General features: G+C 62.5%; 17 protein-coding genes. 6 read left to right on the forward strand and 11 right to left on the reverse strand.

Annotation, left to right across the window (positions count from 1 at the left end; genetic code table 11):
- Positions 1-3: 3 nt before the first annotated feature.
- The 7 genes from benD to GRI47_RS10245 are packed head-to-tail and all read right to left on the reverse strand — an operon-like array spanning position 4 to position 6,121.
- Complete coding sequence (benD, locus tag GRI47_RS10215) at positions 4-774, reverse strand: benzoate diol dehydrogenase BenD (RefSeq protein ID WP_160661128.1); 771 nt, start codon at positions 772-774, stop codon at positions 4-6.
- Positions 771-1,793 carry a benzoate 1,2-dioxygenase electron transfer component BenC gene (gene benC, locus GRI47_RS10220; protein ID WP_160661129.1) on the reverse strand — a complete coding sequence of 341 codons (1,023 nt, stop codon included), beginning with the start codon at positions 1,791-1,793 and terminating at the stop codon, positions 771-773. The genes benD and benC overlap by 4 nt, the downstream gene beginning before the upstream one ends.
- A gap of 31 nt (positions 1,794-1,824) precedes the next feature.
- The gene (gene benB, locus GRI47_RS10225; RefSeq protein WP_160661130.1) at positions 1,825-2,346 is read right to left on the reverse strand and encodes a benzoate 1,2-dioxygenase small subunit; all 522 of its coding nucleotides are present in this window, start codon (positions 2,344-2,346) and stop codon (positions 1,825-1,827) included.
- Positions 2,343-3,731: a Rieske 2Fe-2S domain-containing protein gene (locus tag GRI47_RS10230; RefSeq protein WP_160661131.1), complete on the reverse strand. Its 1,389-nt coding sequence runs from the start codon at positions 3,729-3,731 to the stop codon at positions 2,343-2,345. Before GRI47_RS10230 ends, benB begins: the two co-directional genes overlap by 4 nt.
- A 19-nt stretch (positions 3,732-3,750) precedes the next feature.
- Positions 3,751-4,644, reverse strand: coding sequence for a dioxygenase family protein (locus GRI47_RS10235; RefSeq protein WP_160661132.1), 894 nt, complete (start codon positions 4,642-4,644; stop codon positions 3,751-3,753).
- Between the two features lie 20 nt (positions 4,645-4,664).
- The gene (catC, locus tag GRI47_RS10240) at positions 4,665-4,955 is read right to left on the reverse strand and encodes a muconolactone Delta-isomerase (RefSeq protein ID WP_160661133.1); all 291 of its coding nucleotides are present in this window, start codon (positions 4,953-4,955) and stop codon (positions 4,665-4,667) included.
- Positions 4,955-6,121 (reverse strand): muconate/chloromuconate family cycloisomerase, encoded by a 1,167-nt coding sequence (locus tag GRI47_RS10245; protein ID WP_160661134.1) that lies wholly within the window; start codon positions 6,119-6,121, stop codon positions 4,955-4,957. The genes catC and GRI47_RS10245 overlap by 1 nt, the downstream gene beginning before the upstream one ends.
- A 100-nt stretch (positions 6,122-6,221) precedes the next feature.
- Here GRI47_RS10245 and GRI47_RS10250 point away from each other — a divergent pair, with 100 nt between their 5' ends.
- Complete coding sequence (locus tag GRI47_RS10250) at positions 6,222-7,160, forward strand: LysR family transcriptional regulator (RefSeq protein ID WP_160661412.1); 939 nt, start codon at positions 6,222-6,224, stop codon at positions 7,158-7,160.
- 131 nt (positions 7,161-7,291) lie between these two features.
- Here GRI47_RS10250 and GRI47_RS10255 read toward each other — a convergent pair whose 3' ends face one another.
- Together GRI47_RS10255 and GRI47_RS10260 are read right to left on the reverse strand one after the other, a co-directional pair.
- Positions 7,292-9,889: a TonB-dependent receptor gene (locus tag GRI47_RS10255; RefSeq protein ID WP_160661135.1), complete on the reverse strand. Its 2,598-nt coding sequence runs from the start codon at positions 9,887-9,889 to the stop codon at positions 7,292-7,294.
- Positions 9,890-10,424: 535 nt separating this feature from the next.
- Positions 10,425-10,805 carry a winged helix-turn-helix transcriptional regulator gene (locus GRI47_RS10260; protein WP_160661136.1) on the reverse strand — a complete coding sequence of 127 codons (381 nt, stop codon included), beginning with the start codon at positions 10,803-10,805 and terminating at the stop codon, positions 10,425-10,427.
- 97 nt (positions 10,806-10,902) lie between these two features.
- Between GRI47_RS10260 and GRI47_RS10265 the strand changes: the two genes are divergently transcribed.
- A complete protein-coding gene (locus tag GRI47_RS10265; protein ID WP_160661137.1) occupies positions 10,903-11,964 on the forward strand; it encodes an SDR family oxidoreductase in 1,062 nt (353 codons plus the stop codon).
- A gap of 161 nt (positions 11,965-12,125) precedes the next feature.
- On the opposite strand, the gene GRI47_RS10270 is transcribed toward GRI47_RS10265, so the two are convergent.
- A complete protein-coding gene (locus tag GRI47_RS10270; protein WP_160661138.1) occupies positions 12,126-12,824 on the reverse strand; it encodes an alpha/beta fold hydrolase in 699 nt (232 codons plus the stop codon).
- Positions 12,825-13,200: 376 nt separating this feature from the next.
- Between GRI47_RS10270 and GRI47_RS10275 the strand changes: the two genes are divergently transcribed.
- On the forward strand, positions 13,201-13,683 hold the full coding sequence (locus GRI47_RS10275; protein WP_160661139.1) for a ribonuclease H family protein: 483 nt from the start codon (positions 13,201-13,203) through the stop codon (positions 13,681-13,683).
- Here GRI47_RS10275 and GRI47_RS10280 read toward each other — a convergent pair.
- Positions 13,659-14,225 carry a hypothetical protein gene (locus GRI47_RS10280; protein ID WP_160661140.1) on the reverse strand — a complete coding sequence of 189 codons (567 nt, stop codon included), beginning with the start codon at positions 14,223-14,225 and terminating at the stop codon, positions 13,659-13,661. The genes GRI47_RS10275 and GRI47_RS10280 overlap by 25 nt on opposite strands.
- Positions 14,226-14,364: 139 nt before the next feature.
- Between GRI47_RS10280 and GRI47_RS10285 the strand changes: the two genes are divergently transcribed.
- From GRI47_RS10285 to GRI47_RS10295, 3 genes are all read left to right on the forward strand, one after another.
- Positions 14,365-14,778, forward strand: coding sequence for a hypothetical protein (locus GRI47_RS10285; RefSeq protein WP_202387444.1), 414 nt, complete (start codon positions 14,365-14,367; stop codon positions 14,776-14,778).
- Between the two features lie 74 nt (positions 14,779-14,852).
- The gene (locus tag GRI47_RS15015) at positions 14,853-15,143 is read left to right on the forward strand and encodes an excalibur calcium-binding domain-containing protein (RefSeq protein ID WP_237452774.1); all 291 of its coding nucleotides are present in this window, start codon (positions 14,853-14,855) and stop codon (positions 15,141-15,143) included.
- Positions 15,140-15,868, forward strand: coding sequence for a hypothetical protein (locus tag GRI47_RS10295; RefSeq protein ID WP_160661142.1), 729 nt, complete (start codon positions 15,140-15,142; stop codon positions 15,866-15,868). Before GRI47_RS15015 ends, GRI47_RS10295 begins: the two co-directional genes overlap by 4 nt.
- The last annotated feature ends 81 nt before the right edge of the window (positions 15,869-15,949 follow it).

Below are 15,949 nucleotides of genomic sequence, written 5' to 3' on the forward strand. Positions count from 1 at the left end.
CCTTCAGCCCTGGTCGCCACCGGCGACCGGCAGGACCGTTCCGGTGATGTAGCTGGCCTCGTCCGAGGCGAGGAAGAGAATGGGTGCCGTCTGTTCGTCGATCGTGCCGTAGCGTCGCATGAAGGATGACTCTGTCACCTGGGTGACCGCCTCCGCCATCCACGCCTGCTCGTTCGCGTCGTCGCCATCGGGATTGCGGGGGATGCGGCGCTCCGGCGCCTGTGTTCCGCCCGGCGCGGTAGCGCAGACCCTGATACCGGCTTCCGCGTATTCCATCGCCAGGCTCTGTGTGAACGCGTTGATCCCGCCCTTCGCCGCGGAATAGGGCACGCGCCTGATGCCGCGCGTCGCATTGGAGGAGACGTTGACGATGGTGCCACATCGTCGATCCAGCATAAAGGGCAGGACGGCATGGCAGCACCACAGCGTCGGCATCAGCGAACGCCGTATCTCGGCTTCGATCTGTTCGGGAGAGAACTCGGCGAACGGACGCATTCTGATCGCACCACCCACGCAGTTGATCAGGATATCGATCCTGCCCAGGATGCGGAGGGCCGTTGTTATGGCCGCTTGCGCTCCTTCGGCCGATTCAAGATCCGCCTCGACTGCGGTTCCCCCATGCGCCCGGGCTTCCTCTTCGACGATGTTCGAACGGTCCACCATCACGACGGATCCGCCTTCCGCGACGGCACGCTTGGCGACCGCGAGACCGATGCCCTGCGCCGCGCCGGTGACCACCAGCCTCTTTCTCTCGAACCGCCCGGCGAAGGTCATGCGACTTCGGCCTCGTTCGGCAGGAACTTCTCGTAATGGAAGTTTGCGGGCGCGATGTCCTTCTCGGACAGGAACTCGCGAACGGCTTCGACCATGGGTGGCGGTCCGCACAGGTAGATGTCGCAATCTCCTGCGTTCAGATGGGCGTCGCTGAGATGGTCGGTGACGTATCCCTTGAGCGGATGACCGCTTTCGGGATCGGCGACACAGGCCGACCACGTGAATGTCTCGAGGCGGTCTGCGATACCGTCCAGGCGATCGACTTCGACGAGGTCGCCGTCCGTCGTCACCCCGTAGATGAGGTGGATCGGCTGAGCGGGGGGACTTTCGGTGAGGACCTCCAGCATCGACAGGATGGGAGCAAGGCCGGTGCCTCCCGCGAGCATGATGACCGGTCGCTCGATCGAGCGCAGGAAGAAGCTCCCTCGCGGTCCTATCATTTCGATCCGATCGTCGGTCGCCGCCCTTTCGGTCAGCCAGGAACTCATGACCCCACCCGGAATGTTCCGGATGAGGAAACTCGCCTCCTCGGCGCCGGGCGCGGTGCTCATCGAATAGGAACGGCGCTCGTCGGTGCCGGGAACCTTGATGTTGACGTACTGTCCCGGAAGGAACGCGAGTTCATCGGGCGCATCTGGTGCAACCGTGAGTATGAACGTACTGTCGGATGCCCGGTCGACCTTCGTGACGACCGCCGAGTGGGACTTGGGCTCGACCTTGCAGGCGACGGAAGGGACCGGGACCGAGATGATGCAGTCCGAAGATACCGTCATCTGACAGGTGAGCACCATTCCTTCGGCAGCTTCGTCTTCGGTCAGGGCCTCCTCGAGGTATTCGTCGCCAAGATCGAATTCGCCGGCTTCGATCCTGCATTTGCATGTGCCGCAGACTCCGTCCGAGCAGTCCATGGGAAGATTGATCTTGTTACGGAAGGCGGCATCGAGAACCGTCTCGCCGTCCGAGCAATCGATGATGCGGGTAGCGCCGTCCTCGAAGGTCAGCGCGATCTGATACGGCATGGTGGTCCTCTTGGTACGACCTGATCGTCACTCAGACGTGGTAGATGTCGATCACTTGGTGGATGTAATCGTTCTTCAGCAAGATCTTCTTGTCGGTGATCGCGAAACTGCCGTTACGGTGCGCAAGGGTCACCCAGGTCGTACCGAAGAACTGGTTGATGGCCTTGAAGCGGTACGCGAGGGTGTGCCAGTTGTAGCGGACCTTGAAGGCGCCGCCTTCGTCATTCAGGATCTCGATCCCAGAAAGCATGTGGCAGGTCCGCGGTTCCGGGCTCGTCGCTCCCGAACGCTCGGTCTTGATGCGGAAGATTCGGTCTTCCAGGCCGTCACGTGTCGGATAGTAGATAAGCGAGATCTCGCTCTGAGGATCTTCGGTGGGCTGGTCATCGTCGTCCCACGAAGGCATCCAGTAGCGGACCTCCGGGGCGTAGCAAGCTAACCACTCGTCCCACTCGCGGTCATCGAGCAGCCTGGCTTCGCGGTGCAGGAAGTCGACGATGTCCTGCCGCGTGGTCGGTTCTATGCTGAGCGTGTTCGTCGTCCCGGCGTTCATGCGGCCGCCCTCATGGCCGATCCTTTTGTCTCACGGTCACCGTCGCCGTCGCCGTCACTATCCGGCTTTCCTATTCCGGCGAGGAGTGCCTCGGCCCAGTAGGCGTGCTGCCTCACGAAGAGACCTTCATCCTCGCTGCGCTCGCCGCTCAGGACGGGCTCTATGCCGAGTGCCTTCGCGTTCTCGTCGGGTCCGTCGATCCAGCGGTCCGCGCCGCGGGAAAGGTCGTTCCAGAGCTCTCCCGCACCTTCGTAGGAAGCCTGGCAGGACCGGAATTCCTCGAGGTCGTCGGGCGTCCCCATTCCGCTCACGTTGAAGAAGTCCTCATACTGTCGGATGCGCAGGGCACGCTCGGTCGCCCCCTCGTTCCTGGGAGCGAAGCAGTAGATCGTGACCTCCGTCTGATTGGCGTTCAGCGGACGAACGACCCGGATCTGCGTGGAGAACTGGTCCATCACGTAGACGTTCGGGTAGAGACACAGGTTACGGGTCTGGTTGACGATGTGATCGGCCCTTTCGGCACCGAGGCGTTCGACGAGTTCGTCTCGGTGCGCGTATATCGGACGCACTTCCGGATTGAGCGTGTTGGTCCACAGAAGGATGTGCCCATGCTCGAAGGCGTAGACACCTCCGACGCTCTTCGACCAGCCGTTCGCATCGACGGTCTTGGTGCCTTCCGCCTCGTAGTTCCGCCGCCCCATGGTCGCCGAATAGTTCCAGTGCACCGAGCTCACGTGATAGCCGTCCGCGCCGTTCTCGATCTGCAGCTTCCAGTTGCCATCGAAGACGTAGCTCGAGCTTCCACGCAGAACCTCGAGCCCATCGGGCGCCTGATCGACGATCTGGTCGAGGATCTTCGTCGTGCTCCCCAGGTGCTCTTCGAGCGGTTTCACGTCGTCCTGGAGACTGCCGAACAGGAAGCCCCTGTACGACTCGAAACGAGCGATCCGGGTAAGGTCGTGCGAGCCTTCGGTGTTGAAACCCTCGGGATAGCTACCGGTCTTGCCATCCTTGACCTTGAGCAGCTTTCCATCGTTCTTGAAGGTCCACCCGTGGAAGGGGCAGGTGAAGGTACTCTTGTTGCCGGCCTTCTTCTTGCAGAGCATCGCCCCTCTGTGAGCGCATGCGTTCACGACCGCGTTGAGGTTTCCGTCCTTCGATCTGGTCACGATCACCGGCGTACGGCCGATCCACGTCGTGAAGTAGTCGTTCGGACCGGGAACCTGGCTCTCGTGCGCGAGGTACACCCAGTTGCCTTCGAAGATGTGTTTCATCTCGAGTTCGAAGAGCGTCTCGTCGGTGAAGATGTCCCGGCGACAGCGGAACTGACCGGTTTCCTTGTCGTCGATGACGGCTGTTTCGATACGGGTCGCGATGTCCTGCATGATGAAGCTCCTGGTCGGTTCAAGCGTCCACGGACAGGCGCTTGCGGGACGAGAATACCTCGTCGGCGTCGCTGTCGGCACGCTGCAGATGGAAGTCGAATTGGATGTTGGCGGTATCGCCCTGGCGGTTAGGGACGGGAAGCAGCCCATCCCGTGTACCGAAGGCGAAATCGTCCGCGGCGAAGGGGTCGTCGCCGAAGTTGATCTGGGTCGTGAGTTGCCGGTAACCGGGTGCTTCGATGAAGAAATGCACATGCGCGGGACGGTTGCCGTGGCGGCCCAGGACCTTCATGAGCTGATCGGAAGCACCGCCGGGCGGAACGCTGTATCCACTCGGCATCTTCGATCGGAAGGCGTAACCTCCGTCTTCCGCCTGGATGCGGCGCCGATTGTTGAAGGGCGTCTGTTCGCCGGTCGGGTCGAAGTGGGAATAGAACCCCTTCGAGTTGGCATGCCAGACATGGACGATGGCGTTCTCCACCTGCTCGCCGTCGGGACCGTATATCCGTCCGCTCATGTAGAGGGTTCCGGTATCGTCCGGATCGTCCGTCAGATCGGCTCCGTTCTCGACCAGGGGCGCGCCCTGGACGTAGAGGGGTCCTTCGATCGTGCGGGGAGTGCCCCCGTCGCGCCCGGCCTCCTTGTCCTTTTCATCCATGTAGAGGTCGAGGAAATGCTCGATGCCGAGGCCCGGCATGATGAGGCCGAACTCGTCGGCACCTTCCTGGAGGAAATTGACGCCTTGCCAGACTTCGCCCTCGCTCAGGTCGTGCCTGACGATCACGCGCATCACCTGTTCGACGAGATCGCGCACGACCGCTTTTATTCGGTCATCACCTTCGCTCGAACCGGTCCCCGCGACCTTGTCGAGGAGTTGCTGGACAGCCGGGCTGTCGACGAAACCTTCCTGCATTTCCATCTCCGTAACTTGTATTATCTGTCATCGTCGTAGGTCGAGGAAGGGTGCCGGCATAGCGCGGTGATCTTCATCGTCATGAACGGGTAGAGCGGCAGGCCCGTGAGCAATTCGTGGAGCTGGGCGTTGTCTTCGACATCGAAGATGCTGACGTTCGCGTATTGGCCAGCGACCCGCCAGATGTGTCGCCACGTGCCCGCTCGCTGCAGCTCCTGAAACTGCTCCTTCTCGGCAGCCTTCAGGCGCTCCGCCTCGGAGCGGTCGAAGGAAAGGGGGATGTCGACAGCCATCTCGACCATGAAAAGCATCAGCTCGCGCCTCCGATCGCGTGAAGTTTGGGTGTTGCCCGATCGCGCCTGAAATGCTGCAGCTTGTCCTCGTCGATCTCGACACCGAGACCGGGGCCATTGGGAACTGCCAGTTCGAAGTCCGCATAGGCTAGGGATGTGGTCAGTAGTTCCTCCGTCAGGAGCAGGGGACCGAAGAGTTCCGTTCCCCAGGAAAGGGAAGGGAGGGTCGAGAACAGGTGCGCGGATGCGGCCGTTCCGACACCCGCCTCCAGCATGGTCCCGCCGTAGAGGCCCATGCCGGCAGCGGCACCGATCATCGCCACATCGTGAGCGGCGTGAAGTCCGCCGGACTGCGCGATCTTGATCGCGAAGGCCCGGGCTCCGCCCGAAGCTGCCAGATCGAAGGCTTCCGCAGGACCATGCAGCGATTCGTCTGCCATGATCGGGATCGCAGCCCTGGCCGTGAGCCTTACGGTGGCGTTCCGCAGATCGCGTGGGAGCGGCTGCTCGACCAGCTCGCAACCCGCATCCGCCAGTGCCGCGATACCGCGTTCCGCCGCTGCTTCGTCCCAGGCCTGATTGACGTCCACGCGGACGCTGCCGCGGTCGCCAATAGCACGCTTGATCGCCGCCACATGTGCGACGTCCTCGTCGACCGGCCGTTTTCCGATCTTGAGCTTGAATATCCTGTGCCGACACTGTGACAGCATGGCCTCGGCTTCGGCGATGTCCCGTTCGGTGTTCCCGCTTGCGAGGGTCCAGGCCACGGGCAGGGTTTCACGGCGCCGTCCGCCCCCGATGAGATCGGAGATCGGCAGTCCGAGCCGCTGTCCCATGAGGTCTAGCAAGGCTGTCTCGACCGCACATTTCGCGATCCTGTTGCCCGAGACATGCCTGTCGATATCGGCCATCGTCGCACCGACCTTCGCGAGATCGTGGTTCGCCAGCAGGGGGGCGATGTAGGTGTCGATGGCGAGCTTTATCCCTTCGGGACTTTCTTCCCCGTAGCTCAACCCCCCTATGGTCGTCCCTTCGCCGATGCCGGTTGCGCCGTCCGTGTCACGGATACGGACGATGACGATCGACTGGGCGTTCATCGTCACCATGGCCAAGGCATGGGGTCTGATGGTCGGAAGGTCGACGATCAGGGTCTCGATCGAACCCAATTTGACGCGGTTTGCCATTCAGACTTTCTCGGTGTTCCTCTCCGGTGGGGTATGCTCTTCCGATCGATGGTTGCCAAAGACTGATATCGTCTTAGGGTCATACCAGGAGGGTATGTCGATGGATTTGCGCCAACTCCGGTATTTCGTGGCGGTCGCGGAAGAACGGAACATCACGAGAGCCGCGGAGCGGCTGAACATGGCCCAGCCGCCCCTGAGCCGGCAGATCAAGCAGTTCGAGGAAGAGATCGGGACCGATCTCTTCGATCGCAGCGCGCGGCCCCTGGAACTTACGAAGGTCGGGCGACTGGTGCTCGAGCAGGCGCTTCAGGTCCTGGGTCGCATGTCCGAGATGCGGTCCATGGTAGACCGGGCGATCGCCGCCGATCGGCGCAGGCTTTCCATAGGGTTCGTGGCCTCGACCATCTATGCCCGCCTGCCTCCCATCATTCGCGAATTGCGTGCCAGCGATCCTCAGCTGGATCTCGGCCTGCTCGAGCTCGTCAGTCTCGATCAGGTCGTTGCTCTGAAGGACGGACGGATCGATGTCGGGTTCGGTCGGATAAGGTTCGAGGACGAGTCCGTCCGCAGGATAGTTCTGCGCAGGGAACCTCTGGTCGCCGCGATACCGACGGCGCACAGGCTCGCTTCTTCCGATCGGGAGCTTCTGGCGTTGCAGGACCTGGATGAGGTGGATCTGGTCCTTTATCCCCGAGAGCCCAGGCCCAGCTATGCCGATCAGGTTCTTCGCCTGATGAACGATGCCGGGGTCAGACCGAGGGTCGCCTACGAGGTGAGGGAACTGCAGATCGCGGTCGGCCTGGTAGCGGCCGGAGAGGGGGTTTGCATCGTGCCGGAGTCGGTCGCGAAGGCCCATATGGACGGCGTGTGCTATCGGTCCCTTCCGCCTGAAGCGGCATCACCGATCATCATGAACCATCGTCATGAGGATCGCTCGCCAGAGTTGAGACTCCTGGCTGACGTCATCGTGCGCACTTACGAGGTATGGGGCTATCCCATTCCAGAAGCTCTGCACAGTCTCGCCAACGGTGTCGACTGAGTTCGGCATGTCACGTCCCGCGTGCCGGTCGTAAATCTTTTCCGACGTGAAAGAATACTCGCCCAGACGTCCGTCGAACGTCTGGGCGAGCAGGCCGAACAGGTTCAGGAGGAGAGATTCCCGACTGCCCGTTAGAAGTTGATGACACCCTCGAATGTGAACATGCGCGGCGGACCGTACGTGACCTCGGCGTATCCGGACGCTGCGGTCAGGGATGAATTGCCGCTGCCGCGATAGGCCTTGTCCGTGAGGTTCGTCACACCTGCGGTCAGCGTGAAGCGGTTGTCCGGCGCTTCGTAACGGATCAGCGCATTGACAAGGGCATATCCGTCCTGTGCGATCTGCTCGGTATTGGGCGCATCGAAATAGGTCTTGCTGCGATAGGCGACATCGACCCGTGGTGTGATCGATCCGGCGCCGACCGGGATCTCGTAGGCGAAACCGCCATTGAGGCTCCATTTCGGCGTGTAGGCCTGCATGTCGTCGAGATCGACCCGACCCAGGGCCCCGGGTGCCAGATTGGCCTGACCGGTTTCGAGAGCGGGCGTAAAGCTGTCATACTGGAAATCGGTGTACCCTGCCCCGAAATTGATGATCAGGGGGCCGATCGGGCTTACCGATCCTTCCACCTCGAAGCCGTCGATCGTGGCTTGGCCTGCATTTCGCACCACCGGCGCGACCCCCTCACGAACGACGATCTGGATGTCGTCGTACTTGGACCGGAAGACCGCGGCTGACAGTCGCAGGGTTCGCCCGATGAGCAGCTTGCCGCCGAGTTCGTAGGAACTCACAGTCTCGGGGTCGAAGGCCGGCAGGAATTCACGCCCCGTTGGCGAGTTGGGGGAGATCACCGGCTGCACGATACGCGTGTTGAAACCGCCGCTCTTGAAGCCCTGCGAGTAGCTGGCGTAGGTCATGAACTCGGGGGTCCATTGATACTGTAGCGTGGCCGCAGGGGTGAAACGGCTGTCGGTCCGCGAGTTCAGGACCGGATCGAACAGGTAGACCGTCGAGCCCCTGCAGGTCGCAGCGGCAGGGCCCGTCCGGGGCGGCCCGAGACAGACCGTCTGTCCGTTGAGGGGTGCGGGATAGGCGACGTTGTAGCCGACATTCGTATACCCGAACCCCGAACCCGCTGCGGTCTCGAACGGCGTCGCTTCCTTCTCGTCGCGCGTGTACCGCAGGCCGACCGTCAGATCGAGCTTTTCGGTGAAGGCATAGGTCGCCTGCGCGAAGAACGCGATGGACTCGTTCTTGATGTCCGCGTTGTTGTTCAGCCCGCCGACGCGCAGTTCCTCCCCGCTGGTCTGACTGATCTGCGAGGGCAGGTAGACCGGGTAGAACTGGAAGTCCGTCTCGCGGAAGTAATACGCACCGAGCTGATAGTTCAGGCGCCCGTTGGCGGTCTCGCCGAGGAACTGGAGTTCCTGCGTGAACTGCTTGATGTCGTCGCTGTTGACCGTCTCGAGGATCAGGAGAGGCGTGTTGTCCGCGTCACGGATCGAGAAGGGCTTCGTCTCCCTGTAGGCGGTGATCGATTTGACGGTCAGCCAGTCCGCGACGTCGTACTGCAGGGTCAGACCCGCACCGTACATCTCGAGTTCCGAGCGGCTGGGAGCGTTCGAAGCGACCTGGTAGGGTCCGAGCGCGAGATATTGGTTGTTCGCGCAGCGGCGATCGTTGTTTTCGGGGACGGGCGTCGGGGGTGACGTCAGGGCGAAGCCGGGACATCCGGCGATCGCGGAAGCGAACCGCACGAAGGCGGCGCTGGTATTGATGCCACCGAAAACCGTGGGCGAACCGTTCAGATCGTCCTTGGTGTAATCCCCGATGAGCAGGGCCTCGAACCTGTCATTGGGTTGCCACAGGAGACTTGCCCGCACTGCGAAGGTATTGACGTCGCCGTAATCGCGACCGTTGAGGATATTGGTCACGTAACCGTCGCGCTTGCGCTTGATGGCCGCGCCGCGGAAGGCCAGCGTATCGCTGATGGGTACGTTGACCACACCCCGGACTTCCATCCGGTCGTAGTCGCCGACGACCGCGCCGGCATTGCCGGAGATCCCGCTGAACTGCGGGCGTGCGGAGAACACCTGGATCGCGCCCCCTACCGTGTTGCGACCGAACAGTGTGCCCTGCGGCCCGCGGAGGACCTCGACACGTTCGACGTCGAGCAGGGAGATGGCCGTTCCGCTCGCGCGGGCGAAATACACGCCATCGACGTAGAAACCGACGCCCGGGTCGGTCGACGTGAGGAAGTCGGTCTGGCCGACGCCGCGAATGAAGATCGCGGAGGAGGAGCTGTTTCCGGACGCCGGGGCGACCGCACTGAACTGGACGTTGGGAGCGAGCTGGGTCAGCTTGTCGGAGGAATCGATCTGCCGGTCGGCAAGCGCCTCGCCGCCGAACGCCGCGACGGAGATCGGGACGTTCTGGATGCCCTCCTCGCGCCGGCGTGCGGTCACGGTGATGACCCCGATGCCGCCGGCATCACGTGTCGATGCTGCTTCTTGTCCGGCCGGCTCGTCGCCGTAACTTGGAGGGGACGCCTGGGCCGCCGAGGTGCCTGCCTCGATCGCAGGCTGATCGGCATCGCCGATCTGATCCTCTGTCTGACCGGCGGGTTCTGCGGAGCTCTGGGCTGCTGCAGGTGCAGCGATGCCAAGCGCCAGGCAGAGCGCCGTTGCCGAAACCGAGCAGCGCATGGCGAGGCTTGTAGCGTTCTTCATTCCCATCTCCCTGTATCGGTTCCACGGTCCATGACTGACCGACCGACCTTGTTTATGGTTCGAGAGTGATGGGAAAATCGGCACCGGTCCAATACGGATGGTGTATTTTTTCCATACCTTTTCGATCATGAAAGCCCCATTCCGACACTGGGCCTACACGTTCTCCGTGCAGATGCAGGACGCTTTCCCTTGTATTACGAGGCATATCCAAGCCTCTCGGGAGAAGCCCATTCCCGCGAACGGGCTGCACGAATGAGGATCGCTCGACGACCGCGGATCGCTTCAAGGCCGCGGAACACTCCCCCCTTTGGACGAGTGCCGCCGGGGCTGGAGAAAGCACGGTCGGCGGCACTCGATTTTCGCCCTGGACGATACGATCGGCAGCATCTCCGCTCAACCGAGCGGTGGAGAGACAGGGGGATCGGGCTCGGTCGCAGACAGACCACACCGATGCGATATGCTGGGGAATGTATTCGGAGCGTGATGGAACGGACTTCTTCACCGGTCCAGTCGATCCAGTCGGATCTGCCCGTGATCAGTTACGGCTTTCCGCTGCGTCCTCGTGTAGACGATCCAGCGCATCGGCATTGTCGCGGCCCCAGTCGTACAGTAGCTGGACGGGCTCTACGAAGCGCCGGCCCAAGGAAGTCAGCCGGTACTCGACCGCAGGGGGTACCACCCTTTCGACATGGCGGCTGATCAGGCCGAGCCGTTCCATCTCGCGCAGGGTCTGTACCAGCATCTTCTTGGAGATACCGGGAATGCTGCGTTGGAGCACACCCGTGCGCGCCGCGCCGTCATGGAGCGCGTCGAGTGTGTGCAGCACCATGCTGGTCCATTTGGTGGCGAACAGGGAAAGGACGCGACGCGGTGCGCAGTCCTCGCGCCATTCCTCTTCGGGAGTTCCTGATCGCACAGCTGGTTACCTCATGGTGCCTACGTTACTTCTAGGTGCCGTCTGGAACCTTGCGCGGACCCTGCCTAACTTCGGACGGACGTTAAAGGAGTTTCATATGGCGAAGACCGCTCTGGTCGCCGGAGTGACCGGCATCAACGGCAACGCGATTGCCCGGCTGCTCATCGAACGCGGCTGGCAGGTGCACGGATTGTCGCGCAGTCCCGCGCGCATGGACGGGGTCCAACCGGTCCCGGCGGACCTTCAGGATGCCGCCGCGACCGCGGAGGCGCTGAAGGATATCGATCCGGATGCGGTATTCGTCACCACCTGGCTGCGCCGGGACACCGAGGCGGAGAATATCCGCGTGAACGGCTCGATGATGCGCAATCTCTTGGGGGGGCTGTCCAAATTCGGCCGCCCACGACACGTGGCACTCGTTACTGGGCTCAAGCACTATCTCGGACCTTTCGAAGCCTACGGAAGGGGCCGTCTCCCCCATACCCCGTTCCGAGAGAATCAGGGTCGTCTCGATGTGGCGAATTTCTACTACGCGCAGGAGGACGAGCTCTTCGAGGCGGCAGCGCGCGATGGCTTCAGCTGGAGCGTGCATCGCCCCCATACTGTGATCGGCATGGCGGTGGGAAACGCGATGAACATGGGCACCACGCTGGCGGTCTACGCCACGCTGTGCCGCGAGACCGGACGCCCCTTCGTCTTTCCAGGCTCGGCTGTGCAATGGAACGGCCTCACCGACATGACCGATGCCGACCTGCTGGCCGAGCACCTGCTATGGGCAGCCGATACGAAGTCCGCGCATGACGAAGCATTCAACGTCGTCAATGAGGACGTCTTCCGATGGCGCTGGATGTGGGGGCGCATCGCGCACTGGTTCGGGCTGGAACCGGCGCCTTTCGACGGGACGCCGCGTCCGTTGGAAGGACAATTGTCCGGAGACGCGGACGTCTGGCGTGGGATCGCCGAGCGGGAAGGGTTGGTCGAACCTGATCTATCGCGCCTCGCTTCACCTTGGCACACCGATGCCGACCTCGGGCGTCCCATCGAGGTGCTGACCGACATGAGCAAGAGACGCATCCTCGGCTTTACGGGATACAGGCAGACCGATGCCTCCTTCTTCGATCTGTTCGAGCGCCTGCGCGCTCAGCGACTGATCCCCTGAAAGCGCGAGCGAGACCGGGGGAGTAATTACGGTCGGGCTAGCTCACTCCTGGTGCTCGACGGGTTGATCCGCCGACCCTTCGCCCACGTACGGAACTTCATCGACATGTTCGCCCGGGATCTGCCCGACAGTTCCGCCCGATGGTCGGGGAGGTCCGTGTGTCATCGCACGAGCCAATCGCGCAGGAAGGCGCTCGTCTCCCCGGGCTTCTCCAACGGCGGCAGGTGCCCGCACCCCGCGAAGGTATGGAGGGTGGATCCTGCGATCGCGGTGTTCAACGCTTCGGCTTCCGCCGGCGGTGTGAGGACATCGGTGTCGCCCACGCCGATAGCCGTGGGGATCGTGATCCGCGCGAGCAGATCCCGACTGTCCCCTCTTCCGAGTATGGCGCGCTGCTGACGAATGAAGGCGTCACGACCCACTCGTGCGGCCATTGCCTTCACCTGATCCCCGACCGGGCCGTGGACATGGGTCTGGTGGATCAGCTGCGGAAGCAACCGGTCCGTGACACCCAGGAACCGCCCGGCTTCCAGCGCGACGATGGCATCGGCACGCTCTCTCCTGCGCGCAGCGCTGTCCTCCCGGGCGCTCGTATCGAGCAGGGCGAGCCGGGTGACGCGTTCGGGCGCCTGGCGTAGCATCTCGAAGGCGACGTAGCCCCCCATCGAAAGCGCGACCAGCGCGAAGGTCTCTGGCGCGGCTGCGAGAGCGCGGTCCGCCATCGCGGCGACGGTGTCGTCCAGCGTCAGATCGGCGATCGCGGGCGCTGCGATATCCCGCAAGTCCTCGATCTGCGCGCGCCACAGGCTCGCATCGCACAGGAGCGCCGGCAGGAAGAGGACGCTGGTCAGGCGCGTCATCTCCCGGGATGGACCCGAGAACCTTCGTCCGGTCGGGTGGACGATAGGGCGATTTTCGCAACGGACTGGTTCATGCAGGCTTCCCTTTCGCCAAGCGTGACTTTTCTTCGAGGCGTTCATCATTCTCATTTTCCGAGGACGTACCGGTTCTTCGCACACTAGGGTTGCGACGCATGATGCCCACGAGATGCGCAGGACGGTCCCGTCTGCGGCATACGCGCATATTATAGCCATTGCGCGAACCGCCAGGCGCGAGAGCGATCTCCTGCATCCCTTTTATGATCGACGAAACCCGACCAGGGGGCCGAATGGATGATTTGGGCTCGCGGGCAGGCGCTCAACGTTTCGTGAACCCGTCGTAGGCTAGGAGACGGCCATGACGAAAGACACCGATTCTCCGGAAGAGCTCGCGAACCGTCCGACCGCGATCGCGGGGCGACCGACCTTCTCGGGTGCAGCCCGCCTGGTCTATTTCTGCGACGCCGGCTGTCGCCCCAACCCCGGACCGCATCTTCCGGTCGTATGGGACGGACAGGTCTTCCTGGATGCACCACGTGTCGAAGGGACCAACCACCGAGCCTCCTACCACTCCGTCAAGGTCGCACTCGACGATGCGGCACGTCACGGTGCGACGCACGTCGAAGTCCAGCTGACTTCACGTCTGGTCTTTCTTCAGCTGAGCACGGGAGGATATTGCCGGGACATCGACCTGAAGAACCTGCGCGACTTGATCTTCACCTTGGCAGATCGGGTCAGTCCGATACGAATCGTTTTGGTGACGGAGCCTTTCCTGCTGGGCAGCCGGGTGTTCCCGTCCCGAAGAGAGTTGCGTGATCACGTCGAGGCCATTCCAATATAGGCTGATCGTGACTTCCGCACGGACGTGCGCCGCTCCTCGACCATGCGTATCGTCGCCTGGACGCGCGCGGGAAAGGATCCGTCGTTGATCTCTCGTGGCTCAACGACCAGTCCGAGTTCCAAGGTTCCCGGATCTCGGATCGGCAGGGTGAAGCTTTCCAGCCAGCGCCCCGGGCCCATGCTCGTCGTATCCGGATCGCTGGTGAACACGAGCGCCGTGCGGACCAGCCTTTTGAGATCCAGGCACCCCATTCTGCCGTCGATGAGCCGCCCGCCTGGCTTCGGATCGCCGAGCAGGAGCTCGCCGTTCGGGCCCGACCCGATAACTTCGTAGATCGTATAGCGTGCGTGACGGAAGCCTTCGGGGACGCTCACCCCTCGTAACAGACCCATGGTTTCATCATCGTTCTCCGCGTCTCCCAGACCTTTCAGTTTCCACGCGAATTCCTGCAATGTCCTGTCGTCGTGTTCGATGGCGGTGTGCCTAGCTTGCTGGACGAGCTCGTCCATCACCGACGCCAGATTTTCTCCTATGCTCTTCATGCTTTTCCCTTCTCTGCGGTTATTCGCGACCCATCGTCGTTTCGATCGCCTCCGTGAGGAAGGACCCGACCACCGGTGCCACGGAAGTTGATCGGTCCGGTGCTTCTCGTAGAAGGAGCCGGTGACGCTGCTCGTTTCCATGGCCCTCCTCATCGTTCCCGCCGGCGAGGAATTCGCGTGTACGCCCGAGGCGGTCTGGGACGGCGACGGACCGGTATGGTGTGCCGAAGGCCCACGCATCCGGTTGGCCGGCATCGCCGCGCGCGAACTGGATGGGAGCTGTTCGACCGGTCATCCCTGCCCCGACGCGGATCCGATCGCCGCACGCGATGCCTTGGCCGGATTGCTCGGTCGCACCCTTGGTTGGGGCCGCCACGGCCACGTGCTGGTGGAAGGCCCGACCATGCGCTGCGTGTCCACAGGATCGGCGGGACGTGACCGGACGGGCGCATGGTGCGTATCGCCCAGGGCCGGGGACGTCTCCTGCGCGATGGTCAGAGGCGGCTGGGCGTCGCGATGGGATCGATATTGGAAGGAGCACCGATGCCGTTGAAGGAACGAGAGGGCCGTTCGGAAGACCGCGATGACCTCTTCATGAGACTGGAGTTCGTGGTCATCGTCCTGATGATGGTCGGATCACTCCTGTCGGTGGTGGTTTCGTTCATCTGGCCCTCGGCCGCCATCGCACATCCTGGGGGGCTCGCAGCGGACGGTTGTCATAACGATCGCAAGAACGGGGGGCGCCATTGTCATCGGACACCGCCGACTCAGAGCCGCGACCGACAGTCGGCTCGAACTGATGTCTATTATGCGAATTGCGCGGCAGCTCGGGCAGCGGGTAAAGCTCCCGTCAGGAGCGGCGACCCGGGATACGCCCGACACCTCGACCGCGATGGGGATGGGATCGGTTGCGAATGATGAATGACGGACGGGACCCGCCCGAAGACGATCTTGGCGAAGACGAGCATGATGCCTTGGCAGCCACCGGCCGTGCCATCTCCGGTCTCGTCCCGATGTTCGGCGGGGTCATCGGCGAACTCATCACGAAGATCATTCCAGATCAACGAACGGAGCGGATCGTCCGCTATGTCCGCGATCTCAATACGCGTCTTGAAGCTTTCGAGGCGGATCTTGATGCAATTCTCGCAGAGCCGGAGAACATCGATCTGATCGAAGAGGGCGGTTTCCAGGCCGCACGGGCGATGAGTTGGGAAAGGGTCGACAAGATAGCCACGATGGTGGCCAATGGTCTTCGATCGAAAGATGCCGATCTCGTTCGCCGCAAGAGACTCACGAGACTGCTCGGACAGTTGGATGACGATGAGCTCGTGCTGCTCAACGCCTACGGTCAGTCCTACGGCGGAGATCTCGGGATCTGGCAGATGGTCAATCGGCCGGACCCGGCGGATCTACAGTCGAGCCGGAGCGAGATCGACGCGGAGAAGCTCTATGAGGCGGGCCGCGAACATCTCCTGCGTCTGGGCCTGCTATGCAAGAACTACCGGACACCGCCTCGGGGGCAGGCGCCGACCTTCGATACCCGGAAGGGCGATTACGAGCATTCTGTCGAGATTTCCTATCTTGGGCGGCTGCTCCTGCGCCACCTCGACATGGCTTCGCCTGTAGATGCCCGAGATCAATGATCGTCATCCTCACTTGCCTCACGCCGGCATGATCCGCCCCTTACGAACGATGCCCCATTCGCGATCGGACGCTACGTCTGC

It is taken from the genome of Qipengyuania pelagi, from assembly GCF_009827295.1.
Taxonomy (GTDB): domain Bacteria; phylum Pseudomonadota; class Alphaproteobacteria; order Sphingomonadales; family Sphingomonadaceae; genus Qipengyuania; species Qipengyuania pelagi.

Coding starts and splice junctions, on each gene's coding strand:
- GRI47_RS10280 (WP_160661140.1), bottom strand. CDS start 14,225: ATGAAGAGCATAGGAGAAAATCTGGCGTCGGTGATGGACGAGCTCGTC.
- GRI47_RS10235 (WP_160661132.1), bottom strand. CDS start 4,644: ATGCAGGAAGGTTTCGTCGACAGCCCGGCTGTCCAGCAACTCCTCGAC.
- catC (WP_160661133.1), bottom strand. CDS start 4,955: ATGCTTTTCATGGTCGAGATGGCTGTCGACATCCCCCTTTCCTTCGAC.
- GRI47_RS10250 (WP_160661412.1), top strand. CDS start 6,222: ATGGATTTGCGCCAACTCCGGTATTTCGTGGCGGTCGCGGAAGAACGG.
- GRI47_RS10230 (WP_160661131.1), bottom strand. CDS start 3,731: ATGCAGGACATCGCGACCCGTATCGAAACAGCCGTCATCGACGACAAG.
- benB (WP_160661130.1), bottom strand. CDS start 2,346: ATGAACGCCGGGACGACGAACACGCTCAGCATAGAACCGACCACGCGG.
- GRI47_RS10245 (WP_160661134.1), bottom strand. CDS start 6,121: ATGGCAAACCGCGTCAAATTGGGTTCGATCGAGACCCTGATCGTCGAC.
- GRI47_RS10285 (WP_202387444.1), top strand. CDS start 14,365: ATGGCCCTCCTCATCGTTCCCGCCGGCGAGGAATTCGCGTGTACGCCC.
- GRI47_RS10265 (WP_160661137.1), top strand. CDS start 10,903: ATGGCGAAGACCGCTCTGGTCGCCGGAGTGACCGGCATCAACGGCAAC.
- GRI47_RS10295 (WP_160661142.1), top strand. CDS start 15,140: ATGATGAATGACGGACGGGACCCGCCCGAAGACGATCTTGGCGAAGAC.
- GRI47_RS10275 (WP_160661139.1), top strand. CDS start 13,201: ATGACGAAAGACACCGATTCTCCGGAAGAGCTCGCGAACCGTCCGACC.
- benD (WP_160661128.1), bottom strand. CDS start 774: ATGACCTTCGCCGGGCGGTTCGAGAGAAAGAGGCTGGTGGTCACCGGC.
- GRI47_RS10255 (WP_160661135.1), bottom strand. CDS start 9,889: ATGAAGAACGCTACAAGCCTCGCCATGCGCTGCTCGGTTTCGGCAACG.
- benC (WP_160661129.1), bottom strand. CDS start 1,793: ATGCCGTATCAGATCGCGCTGACCTTCGAGGACGGCGCTACCCGCATC.
- GRI47_RS15015 (WP_237452774.1), top strand. CDS start 14,853: ATGGTCGGATCACTCCTGTCGGTGGTGGTTTCGTTCATCTGGCCCTCG.
- GRI47_RS10270 (WP_160661138.1), bottom strand. CDS start 12,824: ATGACGCGCCTGACCAGCGTCCTCTTCCTGCCGGCGCTCCTGTGCGAT.